The organism is Sphingobacterium sp. UBA7038, assembly GCF_002494055.1.
Classification (GTDB): domain Bacteria; phylum Bacteroidota; class Bacteroidia; order Sphingobacteriales; family Sphingobacteriaceae; genus Sphingobacterium; species Sphingobacterium multivorum.
This window is the reverse complement of the sequence record NZ_DLAV01000039.1, coordinates 462232-479370: the sequence shown is the minus strand read 5'-3', so window position 1 is coordinate 479370 and position 17139 is coordinate 462232. Positions and strand designations below refer to the sequence as shown.

The following is a 17139-nucleotide window of genomic DNA, read 5'->3' as shown; positions in this document are numbered from 1 at the left end:
ATCGTAATGATATTTGTCATGTACATTTTAAATAAATTCGTTATGAACACACGTATCAAAACCAATACTATTTTTAAATCATTACTTTATATCATTATGATGATTACTATTATGCAATCTTATGCCCAAATTAAACCCTCGGCTCAAGGTTTAGTACACCTTAAGGACAGCAAGGTATATTATGAAATTTATGGTACTGGAAAACCGATTGTATTATTACACGGCGCTTTTATGACCATCAGCACAAACTGGAGTCAGCTCATACCCGAACTGTCAAAAAACAGGAAAGTCATCGCCATTGAGTTGCAGGGCCATGGCCATTCACCCTATTCTGATAGAAAATTTGACCACGCCATACTTGCAGCTGATGTTGCCAAAGTGATGGATTATCTGAAAATTGAACATGCTGCAGTGCTTGGCTACAGCTTTGGAGGGGCAGTAGCCTACCAATTTGCCATTCAGTATCCGAAGCGCTTAGATGAATTAGTCATTATTTCTGCTACCTATAAAAGTAAGGGATGGATGCCGGAAATTAACAAAGCCTTCCAGAACATGAAACCAGCATTATTTGAAAATAGTCCGATGCAGCAAGCCTATGAAACCGTTGCTCCCGACAAAACAAAGTGGACAAAATTTTTGGAACAGATGATCTCATTGGCACAGCAACCATATGATCTGGGAGACGCAAATATTGCCAAAATATCTTCACCTGTACTCTTGATTGCTGGAGACAACGACGGTCTAGACAAGATCGAGCTGGTAAAAACATATCAATTATTGGGCGGTGAAGTAGTTGGTGACTTTGGACAAATGCCGAAATCCCAATTAGCTATTATCCCAGGACAAAGCCACGTCAGCCTGATAGGCCAAACTGGTAGCATTTTAGGTTATCTGAATAGCTTTTTAAAATAATCCACACAGCATACACTGTACTTATTGTTTGTCAAACTGTGCCGTCTTACCAATAACATCTGCTAAGGAAACACGAAAATTAAGATAAACAGGCTTTTCATCTGCTCCTGAATATAAGCCCTGAAATCATTTGATTGGCTAATGAATAGCGAATCAAATGATTTTCTCTATATTTAATCACCGTCATGCGACGAACATAATCGTTGACAGTTAGAAGGATAAAAAATGGTTAAACTACCTCAATCTTATTACACTAATACAAATACCATATTCCTGGCGGAAGATCTGTTAGGAAAAGTTCTCTATACGCAAAAAGATGGCCTGGTAACAGCGGGTAGAATTGTCGAGACCGAAGCTTACTTTGGCATTATGGATAAAGCATCCCATGCATTTAACGGAAAGAGAACATCGAGAACCGAGCCGATGTACAAGGAAGGTGGCGTCGCCTATGTATACCTCTGTTATGGTATTCACCATCTGTTGAATATTGTGACTTCTGGAGCAGACGATCCCCAATGCGTTCTAATTAGAGGGATTGAACCGTTGGTTGGCATTGACGTAATGGCATTGCGGAGACCTGTGCGACCCGAAAAACCCTCCTTCTCCAACGGACCGGGATCTACAGCTAAAGCTTTGGGAATTGACGCCTCATTTAATAGCGCATTATTGACCGGTGATAGCATATGGATTGAAGATCAGGGAATAAAATACAGTTCAGCACAAATCGGAAAAGCAGCACGAATCGGTATCGCTTATGCTCAGGAGCACGCAGTCCTACCCCTGCGTTTTTTTGTAAAGGACAGTAGATACGCCAGGAAGGGATAACCCAGTTGCATGCTATAATCTGTTAACTTCGCTACCGATAGTTACATAAAAATAAAAAACCAATATGATCAATCAAATAAAAAAATTAAAGGGAAATGCGCTTGCCTTGGAAATACTCGGATCATTTACAGAACCTGATGCGCTGTTGATATAGCAGCTTTTCAAAGAAAAATTGAATGAAGGTTATGTGCATGTTAACATCTTGATTAAAGTTACAGGTATGGCTGTGATTAAAGACATGAAATTAAAAGCATTTTTTGAAGGTGAATTATGGGGAATTAAACATTTCGGAAAAATCGGCCGCTGTGCCGTTGTATCTCATTCAGATTTCATGAAGTCAATAATCCATATTGAAAACAAGATACTCCATCTATTTAACTCGGCTTTAGAAGAGCGTTATTTTGATGAAAATCAGTTAGAAGAAGCATTAGCATTTATTGAAAATAACCATACAACAAACTGATGATATGTTAGTTAAGCCTACTTGATTAGTAGTAGAATTCTCCTGATTCAACTCCGATTTAATGATAAAAAGTTGATTCTTTATTCTTCTATTTTTCGCATATTAGCGCTGAATAAATTAACCCATTTTAAACAAGTAAAAACTTACTACCATGGAAAGACCTTATGATGGTATAGCAATCATTGAGCAAACGCCAAACGGATATCAGATTACCATTCCGGCAAAAAAACATGTGCCTGTCATGATGTTCCTGAGTTTGTGGCTGGTCGCCTGGGCTGTTGGATTCATGTTTGTTGGTTCAGCCTACCTAAATGACTTTTTTAATAACGGAACTAAGGGATTGGGATTTGATCGTCTATTTACGATAGTCTGGTTAGCCGGTTGGACCATTGTCGGTTTATTTGTTATTAAAACCTTATTGTGGTATTTAATTGGCAAAGAAATCATCTTGTAAGACCGTGAGCAGATCAGTATTGCCAGAAAAAATGATATATTCTTCAGGGACAAGGCATTTGATCTACGCGAAGTAAAGCATTTTCATGTTGAGGAAGAACCTCTTGAGTTCATTTTTTTAAGCCGCAGGAATGATTTATCACCGTTTTAAAAATAGAGGTACTATTCGATTTGAATATGGTTTTAAAACAATAAAGTTCGCGAATGATATGGATCAAGCTGAAGCAAATCACATCTTAGAAACATTCAGATCATCGGGTTATCTGAACTCAGCCAATTTTGATTAAAGAACTAGTGCGACCAACGACAACAACGCGATTTATTGCTGAACTTTCGGGTCAGCCTGCTGTTTTTCGATTATTTTCCGGAACAGGATAAATTCTAAGATGGTGCTGGCTAGATAAATAACGGAGAACAGAAGCAGCATTTTTAACGGGTCAAGAACCATATGATATCTATAAAATCCAACCAAAATATAAATGATCAGTAAGATCAGGCAAACAGCCGGTATTCCCGAAAATGTCAAAAACGATAATCCTTTATTACGGCGAATTTTTTCGATATGATTTAGAAAAAATAGTAAGGAACATAAAATCACCGCGAAAAGATAAATTGTTGAAAAACCCAAATTGACAATAATATCCAGAATAACGATGATTGTCTCGAGAAATCCCGTAGCAGCCGTATCCGTCTCTGCGATAACAAGTCGGTACAGTATAAATAGCGCGACACTTATCAATACATTAACCAACCAAAATCTGAATATAATTTTTCCCATATTACTTCGTATTTTACAATTGCTGTTGCTGATTTCTTGGTTTTATGAATAATATAACCGAGATAACGTTTTGTTTATGCATTGACAACTCCTTCAAGTACGCTTACAAAGATATCAAATTATTTTCTGGCACTGATACACGAATATAAAGTCAATCTCGGCGAATAGTAATTATTATGCCATCTAATAAGCCTAACAGCAGACAAAACGGAGCCAAAATCCACCCTGCTTATTTTCAACTTTTAATTAACCACCTGCTGAAATTCAGGGCTTAAAAAGAGCCCATTTTTGGAGGCTATACAGATCAAGCACAGATGAAGCACATGCTAAGCACAGATAAAGCACGGATATAGCACTGTTCGGGTACAAGGGGTTAGTGCCTTGAAAGTGCTTTAAACGCACTATGAAAGTATCTCTATCGTGGATAAAATGGTTGTTTTTTTCCCTCGGCGAGCATATACAATATTTAACTTAAAGAAAACATAGTCTCCATATCGTCGCCTAAATTCGAGGTCAATAGAGGTAATTTCACAAGCCTCTCCAACAAATCGTAATTTCAACTAAATTGGTATATTGCGCTGCAATATGGTGTAAATTTTAAATTATCCGAATCTATTGACTGAGTACCCTAAAGCAATTAAATTCAAATATCCATGGCGTAAATACCAATTACGGGTACTTGAAGAATTACAGGAGCATCTTAAAGATGGTCATTTACATGTGGTGGCACCTCCCGGCTCAGGTAAGACGGTCCTGGGGCTTGAAGTTGCTATACGCATCAATAAACCAACGCTAATTCTCGCACCGACACGTGCAATCCGTAACCAATGGATACAACGGTTTTGTGAACTTTTTCTTCAATCGGATACCGTGCAGTGGGAAGCACATGTAGGGAATTGTGAATTAATTTTTACCCAAACAATTGCTGGTAGAAAATTGATCTTAAAAGCGCGGGTGAAATCATTGGCTGCGCAGCTGGATGAAAAAGTACTGCAGGTAAGCAAGTGGCGGTGAAGAAATAAGTTAAAAAAGAATTTCTCCCATTCTGCAGCCAGCCACTACCGCGGACTTTCAACTGTTTAAAGAAAGTTGAATGAACGCTGTCTAACTAATCGATCAGCGCTACAATTGCTGGATCTTCGGGATCTGTTTTTGGAGGAAAATGCTTGATAAGCCTGCCGTTTTCATCGATCAGATATTTCTGAAAATTCCACAGGACAGCAGAACTTTCTACGCCGTTCAAGCTTCTATTTGTTAACCACTGATAAATAGGCGCTTGCCGCTTTCCTTTAACATCAATCTTTGCTGCCATCGGAAAAGTTACGCCGTAATTCCGTTGACAAAAAGCAGCTATTTCGGCATCTTTACCAGGTTCTTGGTCTAAAAAATCATTTGATGGAAAACCTACAATGACCAACTTATCACTAAATCTTTTATACAAGCGTTCGAGTCCCTCGTACTGTGGTGTAAATCCACATTTAGAAGCGGTGTTTACAACAAGTATCTTTTTACCTTTAAACTGCGCAAAATCGATGGACGAGCCATCCAACCCCTTCACTTTAAAATCATATAGCGTAGCTGACTTCAAGGCCATATCTACTTTAACATTACCATTGGTGAATAAATAATAGGCTACACCTGCTGCGATTACCGCCACGATGAATAAAATTATAAAGAGCATTTTTTTTATTTTTTTTTGAAACATGACAATCTATAGCTACACGAAACCACCCCAACATCGTCTGAATTTAGGTCGATGAATACCCTTGGACCTAGGACCAAGGATGGTACATGACAACCTTGCCGACCAACGCTGTACAAGACAAAACGTATGCTGCGAAGTTTTATAAACGGTAAGCGCAACGTTCATCATAGATTAAAGTTACTAAAGAAAGTCTGAATTGAAAATGAAAAGTGCTTTTCTGATCGGATAATAAAACCCTATAAAAAACCGAATCTTCATAACGAAGATTCGGCCGCACTATTAAACTATATAAACCAATTGTGTTCGTTAAAAGTTGACTTATTGTGGGGAGGTTGGTCTATTTGGGTTCAGCGGTATCTGTCCCTTTAGCATCTTTCCACCGTCCATTGTGATCCGGAGATAGTAATCCGAAGAACAAGCAGTCCCATCTTCATCCATGGATTTAATCCCCAGCCCAACCGGAACATCCTGTTGGGTTGCAGCAGTCTTCGCGATCTGATTGGATTCGTTGTACTCATCAAACATAGACACATACATACTCTTGACACCGAGCGAAGTCAGATTATAGAATTGTCGCCACATAAAATCACCATGTTTTCTTTGCCCCTCCTGCAGTGAGCCCGGCAATACACAGGGCTGATAGTCTATGTTATTTAAATTACAAAACTGTAGATCAGCATTTTGGATATGCTGTGCATAATGATCCACGTCTGCAATGGTTCCGATACGTCCTACCATCCAAGGCGACAACATATCAAATGCTTTGTAAACGTCGATGTAGCCCTGCCTCGAATCTCCCCCTGCTTGTGCCAGCCTCCAATGTGTTGGCGTGCCGCCCACGACATAACAGCCTTGGTCGCGAAACCACTGGATCACATCCAGACAGACGGCCGCCGACCAGGGATGGTTGTTGTCATTAAAACCAAATCCCCAAATACCGACCACAGGCTTGCCATTCTGTTTGGCATAGGCTGGAGACTGAGTATATTGTTTCATTAGATTTAGCCAATCATTTTTTATCTCAGCCTGCATATTAACCCAGGCCGACACATCATACATGATATAAAATTTGACACCGTGTTGCTCGGCGGCAGTTTTAACTTTAGCGGTAATGGCATTGCGAATGGGACCTTCTATCCCTGTGGGATTAAATCGCTGCAATGCCGCCGTGTGGATACCATAATCCTTCATCCATTTAACCTGGACATTGACTGTCCGATCGTCAAATGAAGAAAACAAAGACGCAGGTGAACCATTGCCCAACGCCGGTAAATTGCTGTTGTATTTTTTTTGGTATTCACTATTGTCGGGCCAAGAAGGAATATGGAAATTACCCTGGGACGGCGTCTGTTGCCAGGCCTCGGTCCAGTGCCACCAATGTGTTCCCATGGGAGAATTGTCGCCAGCGCAGGAAAACCAGCCCTGGTATCCCACAGTAATCTGGCCAACAACATCGCCTGTCGCGGAAACTCCATTATTGCCATTTGCCTTTTTGGCCTCCTCTTTCGGGAGCGGTTGCTCCATCATCTTTTCGCTCTTCGAACAGGACGCCAGCAAAGTTGCCAACAAGAAGACCGCACATAATTTTGTTTGCTTTTTAATACTCATAATCAAGTGATTTTTTTTATAAATGGTTGAAACTGGTTTATACATATTGGTTTATTTCAATGCTGGTGCCCATACTGCTTCGCTGTTTTGAAAGGCCAAAAATTTTATTGGGCTTATTCTCGAAATCAAAGTTATGAGGTACCATTAATGAACTATTAACAAGAAATTAATAGCTTCTATAAATGGGTATGAAACGAAAAATTATTTATAAATATATTGGTGGGCCTAAAGCAATTTTGCCGTATATTGAAAAGAAATATTACAGCAATTTATCTATAAAGAAGTATTGATCTAAGCGATCTGATGGGGTTTTCTTTCGAAAAAGAAAACAATACGATCTAAATGCTGTATATTAAAGGAGCTCAATGGTCGGTTTTTTTGACTACAACTATTTATTCTTTAACAGAAGACCAAAAGTTCATTTGAGTAGTCGTTTTTTAACTCGAATAAATTAAACTAATATAAACACCAATCCGATTTTCTATGAAAATTACGTTAACATTAACCCTTATCATGTTTGTACAAGTCCTGTTTGGACAGAAGTCTTTAACGCCTCAATGGCAATCGGACACTACCCTAAGATCTCCAGAGTCCGTTTGGGTAGATGCCAAAAACAAAGTACTCTATGTTTCAAATACGATTGCCTTCGAACCTAACACAACGGCATTCATTAGTAAACTGGATATGGACGGAAAATTTATCAAAAAAGATTGGGTGACAGGATTAAATGCTGTTTTGGGCTTAGGAATCTACAAAAACCGGCTCTATGCAGCGGAAGCATTCGCTAAATCGATTGCCGTCATCGATATAGATAAAGCAAGCATCGTTAAAAGAATTACCATCGATGGTGCTGAGCTGCTCAATGACATTACAGTTGACTCAAAGGGTATTGTTTATGTGAGTGATACGCGACTTGGAAAAGTATATCGCATTGAAAATGACACCCCTATGCTATATGCCGAAAATCTCAAAGGTGCAAACGGACTGCTGGCTTTCGGCAAAGACTTGTATGTGTTATCGGATGGTGCTCTTGTTAAGATAGATCAGGATAAAAATACCACTGTAATATTGAAAGGTATGGAAGGTGGATTGGACGGTGTCGTACAAATTAAACCCAACGAATTTGTAATTTCGGGCTGGCAAGGACTGATCTATCATGTCAAACCTGACGGCTCCAATACGGTATTGCTTGATACACGGGACAAGAAGATAAATGCTGCCGATATCGGTTACGACAAATCTTCGGGTATGCTTTATGTGCCTACCGTTAGGAGTAACAGCGTTCAGGCATACAAACTGGACTAAATGATTTAATGGATATACAAGTAGATGAAGCTTTCCACGTTTACCCCTTATACCAAGTCATTTAGAAAGGCTTTTTTGATTATTCCCTTTTTCGTTGTAATTGATGTGTTTTGCGAAATTGTACAACCTCGTCTAATGTCTATTATTGTCGATGACGGAATCTTGCATAAAGATATCAACTACATTTTGAAAATTGGATTGGCCATGATCGGGTTAGCCATCGTTGCCATCGTTGCCAATTTGTGCAACATCTATTACTCTGCACATGCATCTGTGGGTTTTGCGACGAATCTCCGGACTGCCCTGTTTCGAAAAATACAATCTTTTGCTTTTGCGGATACCGATTATTTCAGTTCGGCGTCGCTTACTACGCGGCTCACCAACGACACCAATATGATGCAGCAAGTCATGATGATGTGCTTGCGTATGCTCCTAAGGGCACCCCTTATGATGGTTTTTGCCATTATCTTTGCGGTTTCTATAAATAAGGATCTGTCGATCGTAATGGCCATTGCGTTGCCTATATTAGCCTTAAGCATTTTCATATTATTACGCAAAGGGCTCCCCTTTTTTATCAAGATGCAGCAGGCGGTCGATCGTGTCAATAGTGTTGTGCAGGAAAATCTACTCAATGTGCGGGTGGTAAAAGCTTTTGTCCGCCAGGATTTTGATAAAAAGAAATTCGACAAAGTCAATTTCGACTTGATGGATGTTGCGACCAAAGCTTCAAGCATCGTTGTCCTTATTATGCCTGTTATGCAATTGGTGATGGGCTTGTCGCTTGTTGCCGTGACCTGGTTTGGCGGACAGAAAGTAATGACCGGAACGCTTGCGCTTGGTGGACTGATGTCCTTTCTAAGTTATATCACGCAGATCCTTATTTCTTTGATGTTGCTCTCATTGACTTTCATGATGATTTCAAGGGCAATCGCTTCGGGTGATAGAATTGAAGAAGTTTTAGAGAAACAGCCTTCCTTATCGGATACGGTGGAAGGTCTCCAAAACAGATACGCTATCACAGCAGGACGGATCGCCTTTCAGCAAGTCACTTTTCGGTACAACAAACAAAGTGAGAAACCCAACCTCGACAACATTAGCTTCGACGTGAAGCCTGCGAGTACCTTAGCTATCATAGGTGGCACAGGTTCCGGAAAGAGCACGTTGGTACAATTAATCCCACGACTGTATGATGTGTCAGAAGGTAGCGTGTTGGTCGATGGCATCGATGTCAGAAATTACCAACTACAGGAACTGCGCAGCGAGATTGCGATTGTCTTGCAGCAAAATCAACTTTTTTCAGGAACTATTTTAGAAAATCTCAAATGGGGAAATGAGCAGGCAACGGATGAGGATATTTATGCTGCTGCCAGGACTGCCTGTGCAGACGATTTTATACGCTCCTTCCCCACCGGATATCACACGCTACTAGGACAAGGGGGCGTCAATGTTTCGGGAGGACAAAAACAACGCATATGTATTGCCAGGGCTTTATTGAAGAAACCTAAAATCTTAATTATGGACGACAGTACAAGTGCTGTGGACATCGACACCGACCGAAAAATACGTGAAGGTTTAAAAAATTATCTGCAGGATACCACACAATTGATTATTGCACAGCGTATTTCAAGCGTCATGCACGCCGACCAGATATTGGTCATGGAAGAAGGCCGCATTGTCGGTTCCGGATCACACGAGATACTTCTGCAAACAAATACCATCTATCAGGAAATTTATCAGTCCCAACACCTGCAAAAAGAAGAAGCCTAATGAGTACCTCAAACAAATCCATCCCCGTGAGTTTACCCGGCCCCGGAAGTTCAAGACGCATTAAAAATGAAAAGCCCCAACAGGGATTTAGGGCTTTATGGCGATTGATGCGCTACCTGTCTTTGCAACGGCTGATGCTTCTGCTGATTTTAATTTCACTTTTGCTGGGAACTGCGGGAACACTAGCGGGCAACTACCTTTTACGGCCTGCAATCAACAATTATGTACTTAAAAAAGATATTGTTGGTCTAGGACATATCGCCCTCGTCATGATCGGAATTTATATCGCTACAGGAATCTTCAACATGTTGCAATACCGGCTGACCATAAAAGTTGCACAGAAAACGATTTCCAACCTCCGAAATGAGCTGTTCGACCGCATGCAGTACCTACCTTTGCAGTTTTACGATACCCATCAACATGGTGATCTGATGAGTCGCTTCACCAATGACATGGATACCGTAAGCGACGTCCTAAATAATAGCATTACACAACTTTTAATCAGCTCAATTACCTTGTTGGGGACACTCGCCCTCATGCTGTATATCAGCCCTATCCTATCTATTATTGCATTGATCATGATCCCCCTTATGTTATATCTGGCGAAACTGATCATCAACAAAAGCAAGCGTTTTTTTGCCGCCAACCAAGCTGCACTCGGCAATGCCAATGGCTATGTAGAGGAAATGATCAGCGGACAAAAAGTGGTGAAGGTCTTCGGGCACGAAAACGCCGCCATCGAACAATTTGAACAGCTTAATCAAGTGCTCCGGGAAAAAGCAACAAAGGCACAGTTTTATTCTGGCATGATGATGCCTTTGATGGCGAATATGAGCACCATTAACTACGCGCTGACTACCATCGCAGGTGGTATTCTAGTGATCACACGTGGATTCGATTTAGGGGGATTAACTGCATTTTTACAGTATGCACGGCAATTTGGACGGCCTGTCAATGAGATTTCCAGTCAATACAATAGCCTACAGGCAGCGTTGGCGGGCGCAGAACGTATTTTTGCCGTTATTGACACGGCTCCTGAAAGTGAAACCGTCGATCCGCAGCCAATGCCGGCACCGGTGCAGGGCCAAGTGACACTATCGCATGTAAATTTTGGTTATGTACCGGAAAAACAGGTTTTATTTGATATCGACATCGACGTAAAACCAGGTCAAAAGATCGCTTTTGTGGGTGAAACTGGTGCTGGCAAGTCGACAATTATCAATTTGCTGCCTCGCTTCTACCCTTTGCTATCCGGGGATATTCTGTTAGATAAGACATCGATTTTTAAGCTGGACCGCAATGAACTGCGTAAAAAACTATCTATTGTATTTCAGGACACCCATTTGTTTACCGATACGGTTATGGAAAACATCCGGTATGGCCGGCTCAGCGCAACAGATGATGAAGTGATAGCGGCAGCGAAGCTTGCCGCAGCGGATAGCTTTATCATGCAATTGCCACAAGGGTATAAAACCGAATTGACCAATGATGGAGCCAATCTGAGTCAGGGACAACGGCAGTTAATTAACATCGCCCGGGCAACTATTGCCAATACGCCAATCTTAATATTGGATGAAGCGACCAGCTCGATCGATACACGAACTGAAATCGCTATTCAGGAAGGTATTGACCGGTTAATGCAAAACAAAACAAGCTTCGTCATTGCCCATAGACTCTCGACCATCAAGAATGCCGACGTCATCTGTCTGATCGAAAAAGGGAGAATCGCCGAGTTCGGTTCGCATACAGAATTGCTAAAGCAAAAAGGTAAATACTATCGTTTGTATATGGGACAGTTCGACTGATCATCCCGAAGCTTTAACACCCTGCTTATTTCGTGAATACTGTATTTATTTCTTGGCAGAAGATCTTTTTTGAAAAGTACGGCGGCTTGCAAAATGCGAGATCATCGATTTTCTGAAAGATGGCTACAACACTCTGACATTTGGATACATCTGCCGTCAACTTTACACAGAACTTTGTCTCAAGAAAAAAAAGATTATGAAAGTATTTATAACTGGAGCTTCGGGCTTCATAGGTTCAGCAGTTGTTCAAGAAATGATCGATGCGGGACATCAAGTATCTGGTTTAGCACGCTCAGAAAAATCAGCAGAAATAATCACCAATTTAGGTGCTCAGGTAATCCGTGGCGATCTTGTTTAAAACAAAAACCAAACTTTCGCCCCTGGAATTTCGAGCGGGCTTTCACTAAGTTAGTGAAAGCTAACCGTGACCATCGAATGGCCGTTGGATTCAGTAAAACGGTCCATCTAGGTATGGACATTATAATTTTAGGGGCGGAGATCAAAAAATAAACAGCAGACCAAGCAATAGCTATTATCCGGTCTGCTGTTTGAAACAACAAAGATTATTTTCCTTTTTGATCTTTAATTGTATCTTTAATCGCTTTAGTTTCTTCGGCGGTCTTTTCACTTATTTGATCTTTATACTTATCAAATTCATTTGAGACCTTATCAGCCACATGGCCTGCTGTTTCGCTAATCGAGGATGACACATGATCATACTCTTCTTTCACTTTATCGGCTACTTCTTCGAATGTGTGTTTTGCCTGTTCATTGAGGTCTCTTGTTTTTTCCTTGATTTTTTTCCGCGTTTTTTTTCCACTATTCGGTGCCACTAATAGACCGACCAATGTACCAACTGCTGCTCCCGCCACCATTGCGAGAAGTAATCCCGTTGAATTATTTTTTCCATTGCACATCTTTAAATTCTTTAGACAATCGTAATTAAGCATATATTTCAAAATGATTATGTTGTTAAACTTCTACAAGACCAAACAAAAAAAGCAAAAGATTAGTTTGTCATATTTTAAATAGTGTACAACTAGATTACAGCATCACATGAATCGAAAAGCGCTAAAGATGATCGTTCGGGAACGGCCCGGATCAAATAGATCTACTGGATTCGATTTTTTAGTTCTGACCCCAATTCAGTGTTAATTTTCTTTTGTTTGAAGTATTGAAAAATGACCGCAATAATAAAAAGCACAAAAAGGAAAAGAAGAGTCTGTCCAATAATTGGATCATTTATATCCGTTGCCAAGGGACGTCCGACTGGAACTCTGGTAAAGATCTCATTAACAGCAGGCACCAGCGACAAGAAAAAACTGAATGACCATAGAAAATTCTCAAAATACCGGGCCTTCGTCCTACTTTTCTTTGTTGCGTGCAGCCAATAGGCCACCGTGACAAGAACCAAGATGAAGAGTGAAAAAACATGCCCGGCATTGAAGCCACCCTGTTTCGAAATTCCTAATGCCGTAAGAGAAGTGATGGCTGTCGCATAAAAATATAACTTCCCCGATAATACTTTAAGATTGATCTTGCCATAGCTGATAAAACCTAATACAGCGCCTAAAAGTGCTGTAAGACCAATAACTGTGTGGAAAACTCCTAAACCTGATAAATTCATTTTTTCTATTTTTAACGTTGATAATTTCAAAAAAATGTTCCTGTAATGTAAGGTCGTTGTCAGGCTTTCACGGCACAATCCATGGAATAACAACCCTTTAATGGAACACTACAAAGTTGCAATAGAATAAGAAAAATGGTTTTTTGATTTGGTTCAAAGATTTGATATTTTAGTTCAAATAACAGGACTACAATCTTATTGGAGAAAACTTGGTCCCCTCGATAAAAATGGAATACCATATACAAATGACCATTGGTTTTTAGTTGCTTTTAAGCTGTCGACGATAATTTGTTGGCGATATGTGGTATTTGTCACTAAAACTCTTTGTAAATGTTGCGAGGTCGTTAAATCCACAGTTAAAGGCAATTTCGGAAACACGCTGATTGGAAACCAAAAGGAGCTCTGCCGCCTTTTCGAGCTTCTTATTTTTGATGTAGCTGGCAGGTGTATCATGATATAATTTGGCAAACTCTCTTTTAAATGAAGAAACACTCAGATTATTCTGTTCCGCAAGCTGCTCAATGGTCAATTGAGAAAAGAGATTGGCTTCAATGATCTGTTTAAACGAATAGGTACTTGAAGAAAAAAGCTGTGATAATATCACCCGTATGACCGACGCGTTTCTCGTTTGGGACAGGAGCAATATAATTTCTTTTAATTTGAGCACCAGTATATCTTCATTGATCAATGAAGGATTTTCAAAATAGAACAGCAAGCCTTCCACATATTTCTGGATCAGGAAATCATTGTCAATTTTTTCTTTTGATTGGTTTGAAATGATATTTTCGGGTTCAAGCAGCAACGAGGGTAACTCTCTATCGTAAACTTTCTTCAAGGTATCTGGATAAAAAGTGACGATTAACAGCTGACAATCTTGCGTTGGATTCACATCTTGGATTCGCTTTCCAGAATTAATACAATTCAGCAATAAGGAATAATGCTTCACAATAGTTAGCTCTTCGTCATTTGCTTGGTATTGCATCTCCCCTTCCAGCACATAGAGGAAGCAAGCCTGTTCCGCTACTGGAAATTCAAATGTAAATGGTGCCTTCAAAGCAATTTTTTGCATCATCGGTCTTCCAAATAGCTCATATTTTTTGTAATCATTTACCATTGTGCCGCTCAATTTCTCAAATTTAACGATTGAGTTCCGTATAATTAAAATGACGGTTGTGCAATAGAGTCTTATTTTCTAAATTTCCGTTAAAATAAATTCATCCAATCGATGTATTTTAAATTGGTTAAACACCTGTTGATATTAGTCTAAATTTACGTCTATTTTGACACCAAGATTCTTGCAGCTTGCCTTTAAAACATGATCTACCCAAATGCATAACATAGACTGTTTTCCTGGTTTGTTTTGATCCCAGTCTTCTTTCCAGACAATGTCGATAGTTTTCCCGTGATAGTCTAAGTTTCCGAGGTAAAAATAATCCATTTTGCCCGCAGGTATCAGTGGCTGAAGTTGAAAGCTGTTGTGATGGGTAGCCTTAAAGCCAATGAGATCTGCTATGATCATGTCAGGATAGGTTGAATGAAAATAATCATTCTGCCCACCAAATTGCTCGCCGTCACTTGGTATATACCATTCACCGATATTTGGGTGGGTATAACCGTGAAGTCGGGTAAGCTTCATAATTTGTTCGTAAAGGGTCTCTTTGTCCTGCGCAGTGATTTGATTCTTATAATTTCTTAAATAGTTGCTGTATGCTTTATAGACGACCGAGTTTTGAAAAGGCCATCCTCTGCCGTTCCAGGCATAAGCCTGCTCATTGTAATAGGGGTGTTGCCTTTCGGCCGTGGTCATTCCTTTGTGGTTATTGAAACCTTTTTCAGAAGTAAACATCGCCCAAGCTACTTCATACTTTTTATTGTCCTCAGGCGGTATCATATTGAAATACCAGGGGGTATAACCAACGGATTCCCGCACCCGCGCTTCGTAATCCCGTACACCATACGCATTGTCACCGGCAGTCAAGGTATTAAAAAAACCATCATCTGAATTCCAAAGTGTCCGGAGAAATTTCTGCTGTATTTCCTGGCTTCTGACCTTATAGTAATCTGCTTTCACCTTATTCGTAATCGAAGGATGTTGTTGCTGTTCCAGTCTATAGAGATTGTACAATGCGTTGGTATTTCCAAAGGAATAACTTCCAACGGATGGGCGCACCAAATAAAAATCAGGATAACCTTTGGTAAAGGCTAATGGAAAGTCCTTCGCTGCAGTCGTATTTGCTGCCTTGTCTGTCGTTCCCCAACCTAAATAGAGATCTCTCCATGTACTATCGGTATAAATAGCATAAGGTCCTTTACTTTCAATTAAGCCAAGTACCGCCGAAAGGCTGAATTCCATACCATCGTACAGATCCAGAATTTTGTACATGCCGTCGGTCTTCGCATTTGGATTTTTTACAGTGAATAGGCTATCCAAAAGGTGCTGATGGGTCTCCATTGCGGGAAGCATCTTTTGCGTCCAGGCCTGATCGGGATGAATTTTTAAAAATGATTCAATACCATCGACCATCCAGCTGGAAAAATGAACACTTTCGGGCCTGCTCAAATGGGTCAAAAAATTACCGTTTTCCCGTTGATTTATTTTGGAAGCTGATCCAAGCATAAAATATTCGGCATAAGATCGAAGGTATTTTGGATCACGAAGCCAACGTACATCGTAAAACTGATGCGCTGTTGGGCAGGTAATCGCTCCACTCAAGGATCCCCAGGCGGGATACCCGAAAAATTCTGTTATAACCCAATATTTCTTTGAATCATGTGGATCGTAATAATCCCGAAGATGCTTGCTGATCATCCACCAACGATAATTATACACGCGACTTAGGGTATCGTTGGAACTCTCAAAATACGGAATGTTATTGACCAAAAATTCTTTGTTGTTGGATTCGTCAAAAGCACCGTCCGATTTTGGCCGGTGCTCGTAAGCATTGAACTCCTTTATATTGTCTGTTAGGTTATTTTTTGCCACTTCCTTTAAACGATCAAGTTCATGGCGATATATCGACTCCTGCTTACCCGAAAAACCTCGATTACTCGAACAGGAAAAAAGAGCACCTAGAACCAAAAAGGCTGTGCTGCTTAAAACAATAGATTTTAGAAAAACGGAGCGATGTTGTCTTTTCATGTGGCTATATGGAATAGAACGAATTTATAGTTGATCTGCTATAACTTAAAAATTAGTATTAACGTCCATCCGAAGGAATCAACAGGAGATTGATCGGCTTTCATCGCAGTAATTTTCTACAGGGCAATTCTTGATGAAGTTAAACACAAGATCTAATCCAAAGCAATAACAAACAAAGGACTAATCAACAGAATTTTTATGACAATTCAGCATGGTGGAACAAATCGGCGTAAAATTGATACAATGTATCATATTGTACCAATTTGAGCTCATACTTTATCGTTCAAAATAGATAACAATACATGTAAATCTGCCCCCCTTAAAAAGTCTTTAGCAGCAATCCAGCCATCAGCTTGATAGTATAAGCAATGAATTGGGTTGGACAAGCATAAAAATGGAGTGCATCTACGCAAAAAAGCCCGACAAGTTGTCGGGCTTTCCATGAAATTAAGGGTAATATTTTGATCAGACGATGATCGGAATATCGACATTTCCGTTGGAAACGTCTGAATTGAGTAGCTGGGTCACGATTCCTTTTTGCACAAGAAGGAGTAGAATCAAATCGCTGACCCTGCCTTTAGTCTTCACGAACAAATAAGTTAAATGATCGTCCAGATAAATCGCAGTAAATAAAATTCCGGGAACCCTTAGGTTCAGGTAATCCAAAACTTCTTTCTTCTTCGTCAGTACCGTATTACTGATCGAAAATGTATGTACAAAATGGCTCATCTTATTTTTTTATTATTCTCTTC

At 40.1% G+C, this 17139-nt stretch carries 17 protein-coding genes; 9 read left to right on the top strand and 8 right to left on the bottom strand.

All coding sequences use genetic code 11. From position 1 onward, the window contains the following. The first annotated feature begins 42 nt into the window (after positions 1–42). From B3H30_RS23605 to B3H30_RS23590, 4 genes are all read left to right on the top strand, one after another. Positions 43–912 carry an alpha/beta fold hydrolase gene (locus B3H30_RS23605; protein ID WP_070568807.1) on the top strand — a complete coding sequence of 290 codons (870 nt, stop codon included), beginning with the start codon at positions 43–45 and terminating at the stop codon, positions 910–912. A 225-nt stretch (positions 913–1137) separates the two neighbouring features. Next, on the top strand, positions 1138–1737 hold the full coding sequence (locus B3H30_RS23600) for a DNA-3-methyladenine glycosylase (RefSeq protein ID WP_070568586.1): 600 nt from the start codon (positions 1138–1140) through the stop codon (positions 1735–1737). A 172-nt stretch (positions 1738–1909) separates the two neighbouring features. Next, positions 1910–2200 (top strand): STAS/SEC14 domain-containing protein, encoded by a 291-nt coding sequence (locus B3H30_RS23595; protein ID WP_070568589.1) that lies wholly within the window; start codon positions 1910–1912, stop codon positions 2198–2200. A gap of 151 nt (positions 2201–2351) precedes the next feature. Then, on the top strand, positions 2352–2654 hold the full coding sequence (locus B3H30_RS23590) for a hypothetical protein (protein WP_070568592.1): 303 nt from the start codon (positions 2352–2354) through the stop codon (positions 2652–2654). Positions 2655–2972: 318 nt separating this feature from the next. Here the strand turns inward: B3H30_RS23590 and B3H30_RS23585 are convergent, their stop codons facing one another. Beyond that, the gene (locus B3H30_RS23585; protein WP_070568595.1) at positions 2973–3431 is read right to left on the bottom strand and encodes a hypothetical protein; all 459 of its coding nucleotides are present in this window, start codon (positions 3429–3431) and stop codon (positions 2973–2975) included. A gap of 615 nt (positions 3432–4046) precedes the next feature. On the opposite strand from B3H30_RS23585, the gene B3H30_RS23580 reads away from it, so the two are divergent. Next, the gene (locus B3H30_RS23580; RefSeq protein ID WP_070568598.1) at positions 4047–4445 is read left to right on the top strand and encodes a DEAD/DEAH box helicase family protein; all 399 of its coding nucleotides are present in this window, start codon (positions 4047–4049) and stop codon (positions 4443–4445) included. Positions 4446–4539: 94 nt separating this feature from the next. Here the strand turns inward: B3H30_RS23580 and B3H30_RS23575 are convergent, their stop codons facing one another. Both B3H30_RS23575 and B3H30_RS23570 read right to left on the bottom strand, forming a co-directional pair. Further along, entirely contained in the window at positions 4540–5112 is a 573-nt protein-coding gene (locus B3H30_RS23575; RefSeq protein ID WP_115049519.1) for a glutathione peroxidase, read from the bottom strand. A 342-nt stretch (positions 5113–5454) separates the two neighbouring features. After that, a complete protein-coding gene (locus tag B3H30_RS23570) occupies positions 5455–6744 on the bottom strand; it encodes a glycoside hydrolase family 71/99-like protein (protein ID WP_070568815.1) in 1290 nt (429 codons plus the stop codon). A 483-nt stretch (positions 6745–7227) separates the two neighbouring features. Between B3H30_RS23570 and B3H30_RS23565 the strand changes: the two genes are divergently transcribed. From B3H30_RS23565 to B3H30_RS23550, 4 genes are all read left to right on the top strand, one after another. Beyond that, on the top strand, positions 7228–8049 hold the full coding sequence (locus B3H30_RS23565; RefSeq protein WP_286709496.1) for an ATP-binding protein: 822 nt from the start codon (positions 7228–7230) through the stop codon (positions 8047–8049). Between the two features lie 24 nt (positions 8050–8073). Beyond that, positions 8074–9816: an ABC transporter ATP-binding protein gene (locus B3H30_RS23560; RefSeq protein ID WP_286709497.1), complete on the top strand. Its 1743-nt coding sequence runs from the start codon at positions 8074–8076 to the stop codon at positions 9814–9816. Further along, on the top strand, positions 9816–11621 hold the full coding sequence (locus B3H30_RS23555) for an ABC transporter ATP-binding protein (protein ID WP_286709498.1): 1806 nt from the start codon (positions 9816–9818) through the stop codon (positions 11619–11621). Before B3H30_RS23560 ends, B3H30_RS23555 begins: the two co-directional genes overlap by 1 nt. Positions 11622–11817: 196 nt before the next feature. Beyond that, the gene (locus tag B3H30_RS23550) at positions 11818–11979 is read left to right on the top strand and encodes an NAD-dependent epimerase/dehydratase family protein (RefSeq protein ID WP_115048126.1); all 162 of its coding nucleotides are present in this window, start codon (positions 11818–11820) and stop codon (positions 11977–11979) included. Between the two features lie 205 nt (positions 11980–12184). On the opposite strand, the gene B3H30_RS23545 is transcribed toward B3H30_RS23550, so the two are convergent. From B3H30_RS23545 to B3H30_RS23525, 5 genes are all read right to left on the bottom strand, one after another. Then, positions 12185–12538, bottom strand: a complete 354-nt coding sequence (locus tag B3H30_RS23545; protein WP_115048125.1) for a YtxH domain-containing protein — start codon at positions 12536–12538, stop codon at positions 12185–12187. 194 nt (positions 12539–12732) lie between these two features. Continuing rightward, positions 12733–13248, bottom strand: a complete 516-nt coding sequence (locus tag B3H30_RS23540) for a hypothetical protein (RefSeq protein WP_286834900.1) — start codon at positions 13246–13248, stop codon at positions 12733–12735. A gap of 259 nt (positions 13249–13507) precedes the next feature. Continuing rightward, positions 13508–14374, bottom strand: coding sequence for an AraC family transcriptional regulator (locus B3H30_RS23535; protein ID WP_232475753.1), 867 nt, complete (start codon positions 14372–14374; stop codon positions 13508–13510). 132 nt (positions 14375–14506) lie between these two features. Next, complete coding sequence (locus B3H30_RS23530) at positions 14507–16387, bottom strand: MGH1-like glycoside hydrolase domain-containing protein (protein ID WP_286834899.1); 1881 nt, start codon at positions 16385–16387, stop codon at positions 14507–14509. 465 nt (positions 16388–16852) lie between these two features. Beyond that, complete coding sequence (locus B3H30_RS23525; RefSeq protein WP_286834898.1) at positions 16853–17116, bottom strand: hypothetical protein; 264 nt, start codon at positions 17114–17116, stop codon at positions 16853–16855. Between the last annotated feature and the right edge of the window lie 23 nt (positions 17117–17139).

Bases quoted from the DNA above. Each gene is read 5' to 3' on its own strand.
- B3H30_RS23525 (WP_286834898.1), bottom strand. From the start codon at position 17,116: ATGAGCCATTTTGTACATACATTTTCGATCAGTAATACGGTACTGACG.
- B3H30_RS23555 (WP_286709498.1), top strand. From the start codon at position 9,816: ATGAGTACCTCAAACAAATCCATCCCCGTGAGTTTACCCGGCCCCGGA.
- B3H30_RS23550 (WP_115048126.1), top strand. From the start codon at position 11,818: ATGAAAGTATTTATAACTGGAGCTTCGGGCTTCATAGGTTCAGCAGTT.
- B3H30_RS23590 (WP_070568592.1), top strand. From the start codon at position 2,352: ATGGAAAGACCTTATGATGGTATAGCAATCATTGAGCAAACGCCAAAC.
- B3H30_RS23605 (WP_070568807.1), top strand. From the start codon at position 43: ATGAACACACGTATCAAAACCAATACTATTTTTAAATCATTACTTTAT.
- B3H30_RS23545 (WP_115048125.1), bottom strand. From the start codon at position 12,538: ATGTGCAATGGAAAAAATAATTCAACGGGATTACTTCTCGCAATGGTG.
- B3H30_RS23530 (WP_286834899.1), bottom strand. From the start codon at position 16,387: ATGAAAAGACAACATCGCTCCGTTTTTCTAAAATCTATTGTTTTAAGC.
- B3H30_RS23600 (WP_070568586.1), top strand. From the start codon at position 1,138: ATGGTTAAACTACCTCAATCTTATTACACTAATACAAATACCATATTC.
- B3H30_RS23565 (WP_286709496.1), top strand. From the start codon at position 7,228: ATGAAAATTACGTTAACATTAACCCTTATCATGTTTGTACAAGTCCTG.
- B3H30_RS23560 (WP_286709497.1), top strand. From the start codon at position 8,074: ATGAAGCTTTCCACGTTTACCCCTTATACCAAGTCATTTAGAAAGGCT.
- B3H30_RS23585 (WP_070568595.1), bottom strand. From the start codon at position 3,431: ATGGGAAAAATTATATTCAGATTTTGGTTGGTTAATGTATTGATAAGT.
- B3H30_RS23540 (WP_286834900.1), bottom strand. From the start codon at position 13,248: ATGAATTTATCAGGTTTAGGAGTTTTCCACACAGTTATTGGTCTTACA.
- B3H30_RS23575 (WP_115049519.1), bottom strand. From the start codon at position 5,112: ATGCTCTTTATAATTTTATTCATCGTGGCGGTAATCGCAGCAGGTGTA.
- B3H30_RS23570 (WP_070568815.1), bottom strand. From the start codon at position 6,744: ATGAGTATTAAAAAGCAAACAAAATTATGTGCGGTCTTCTTGTTGGCA.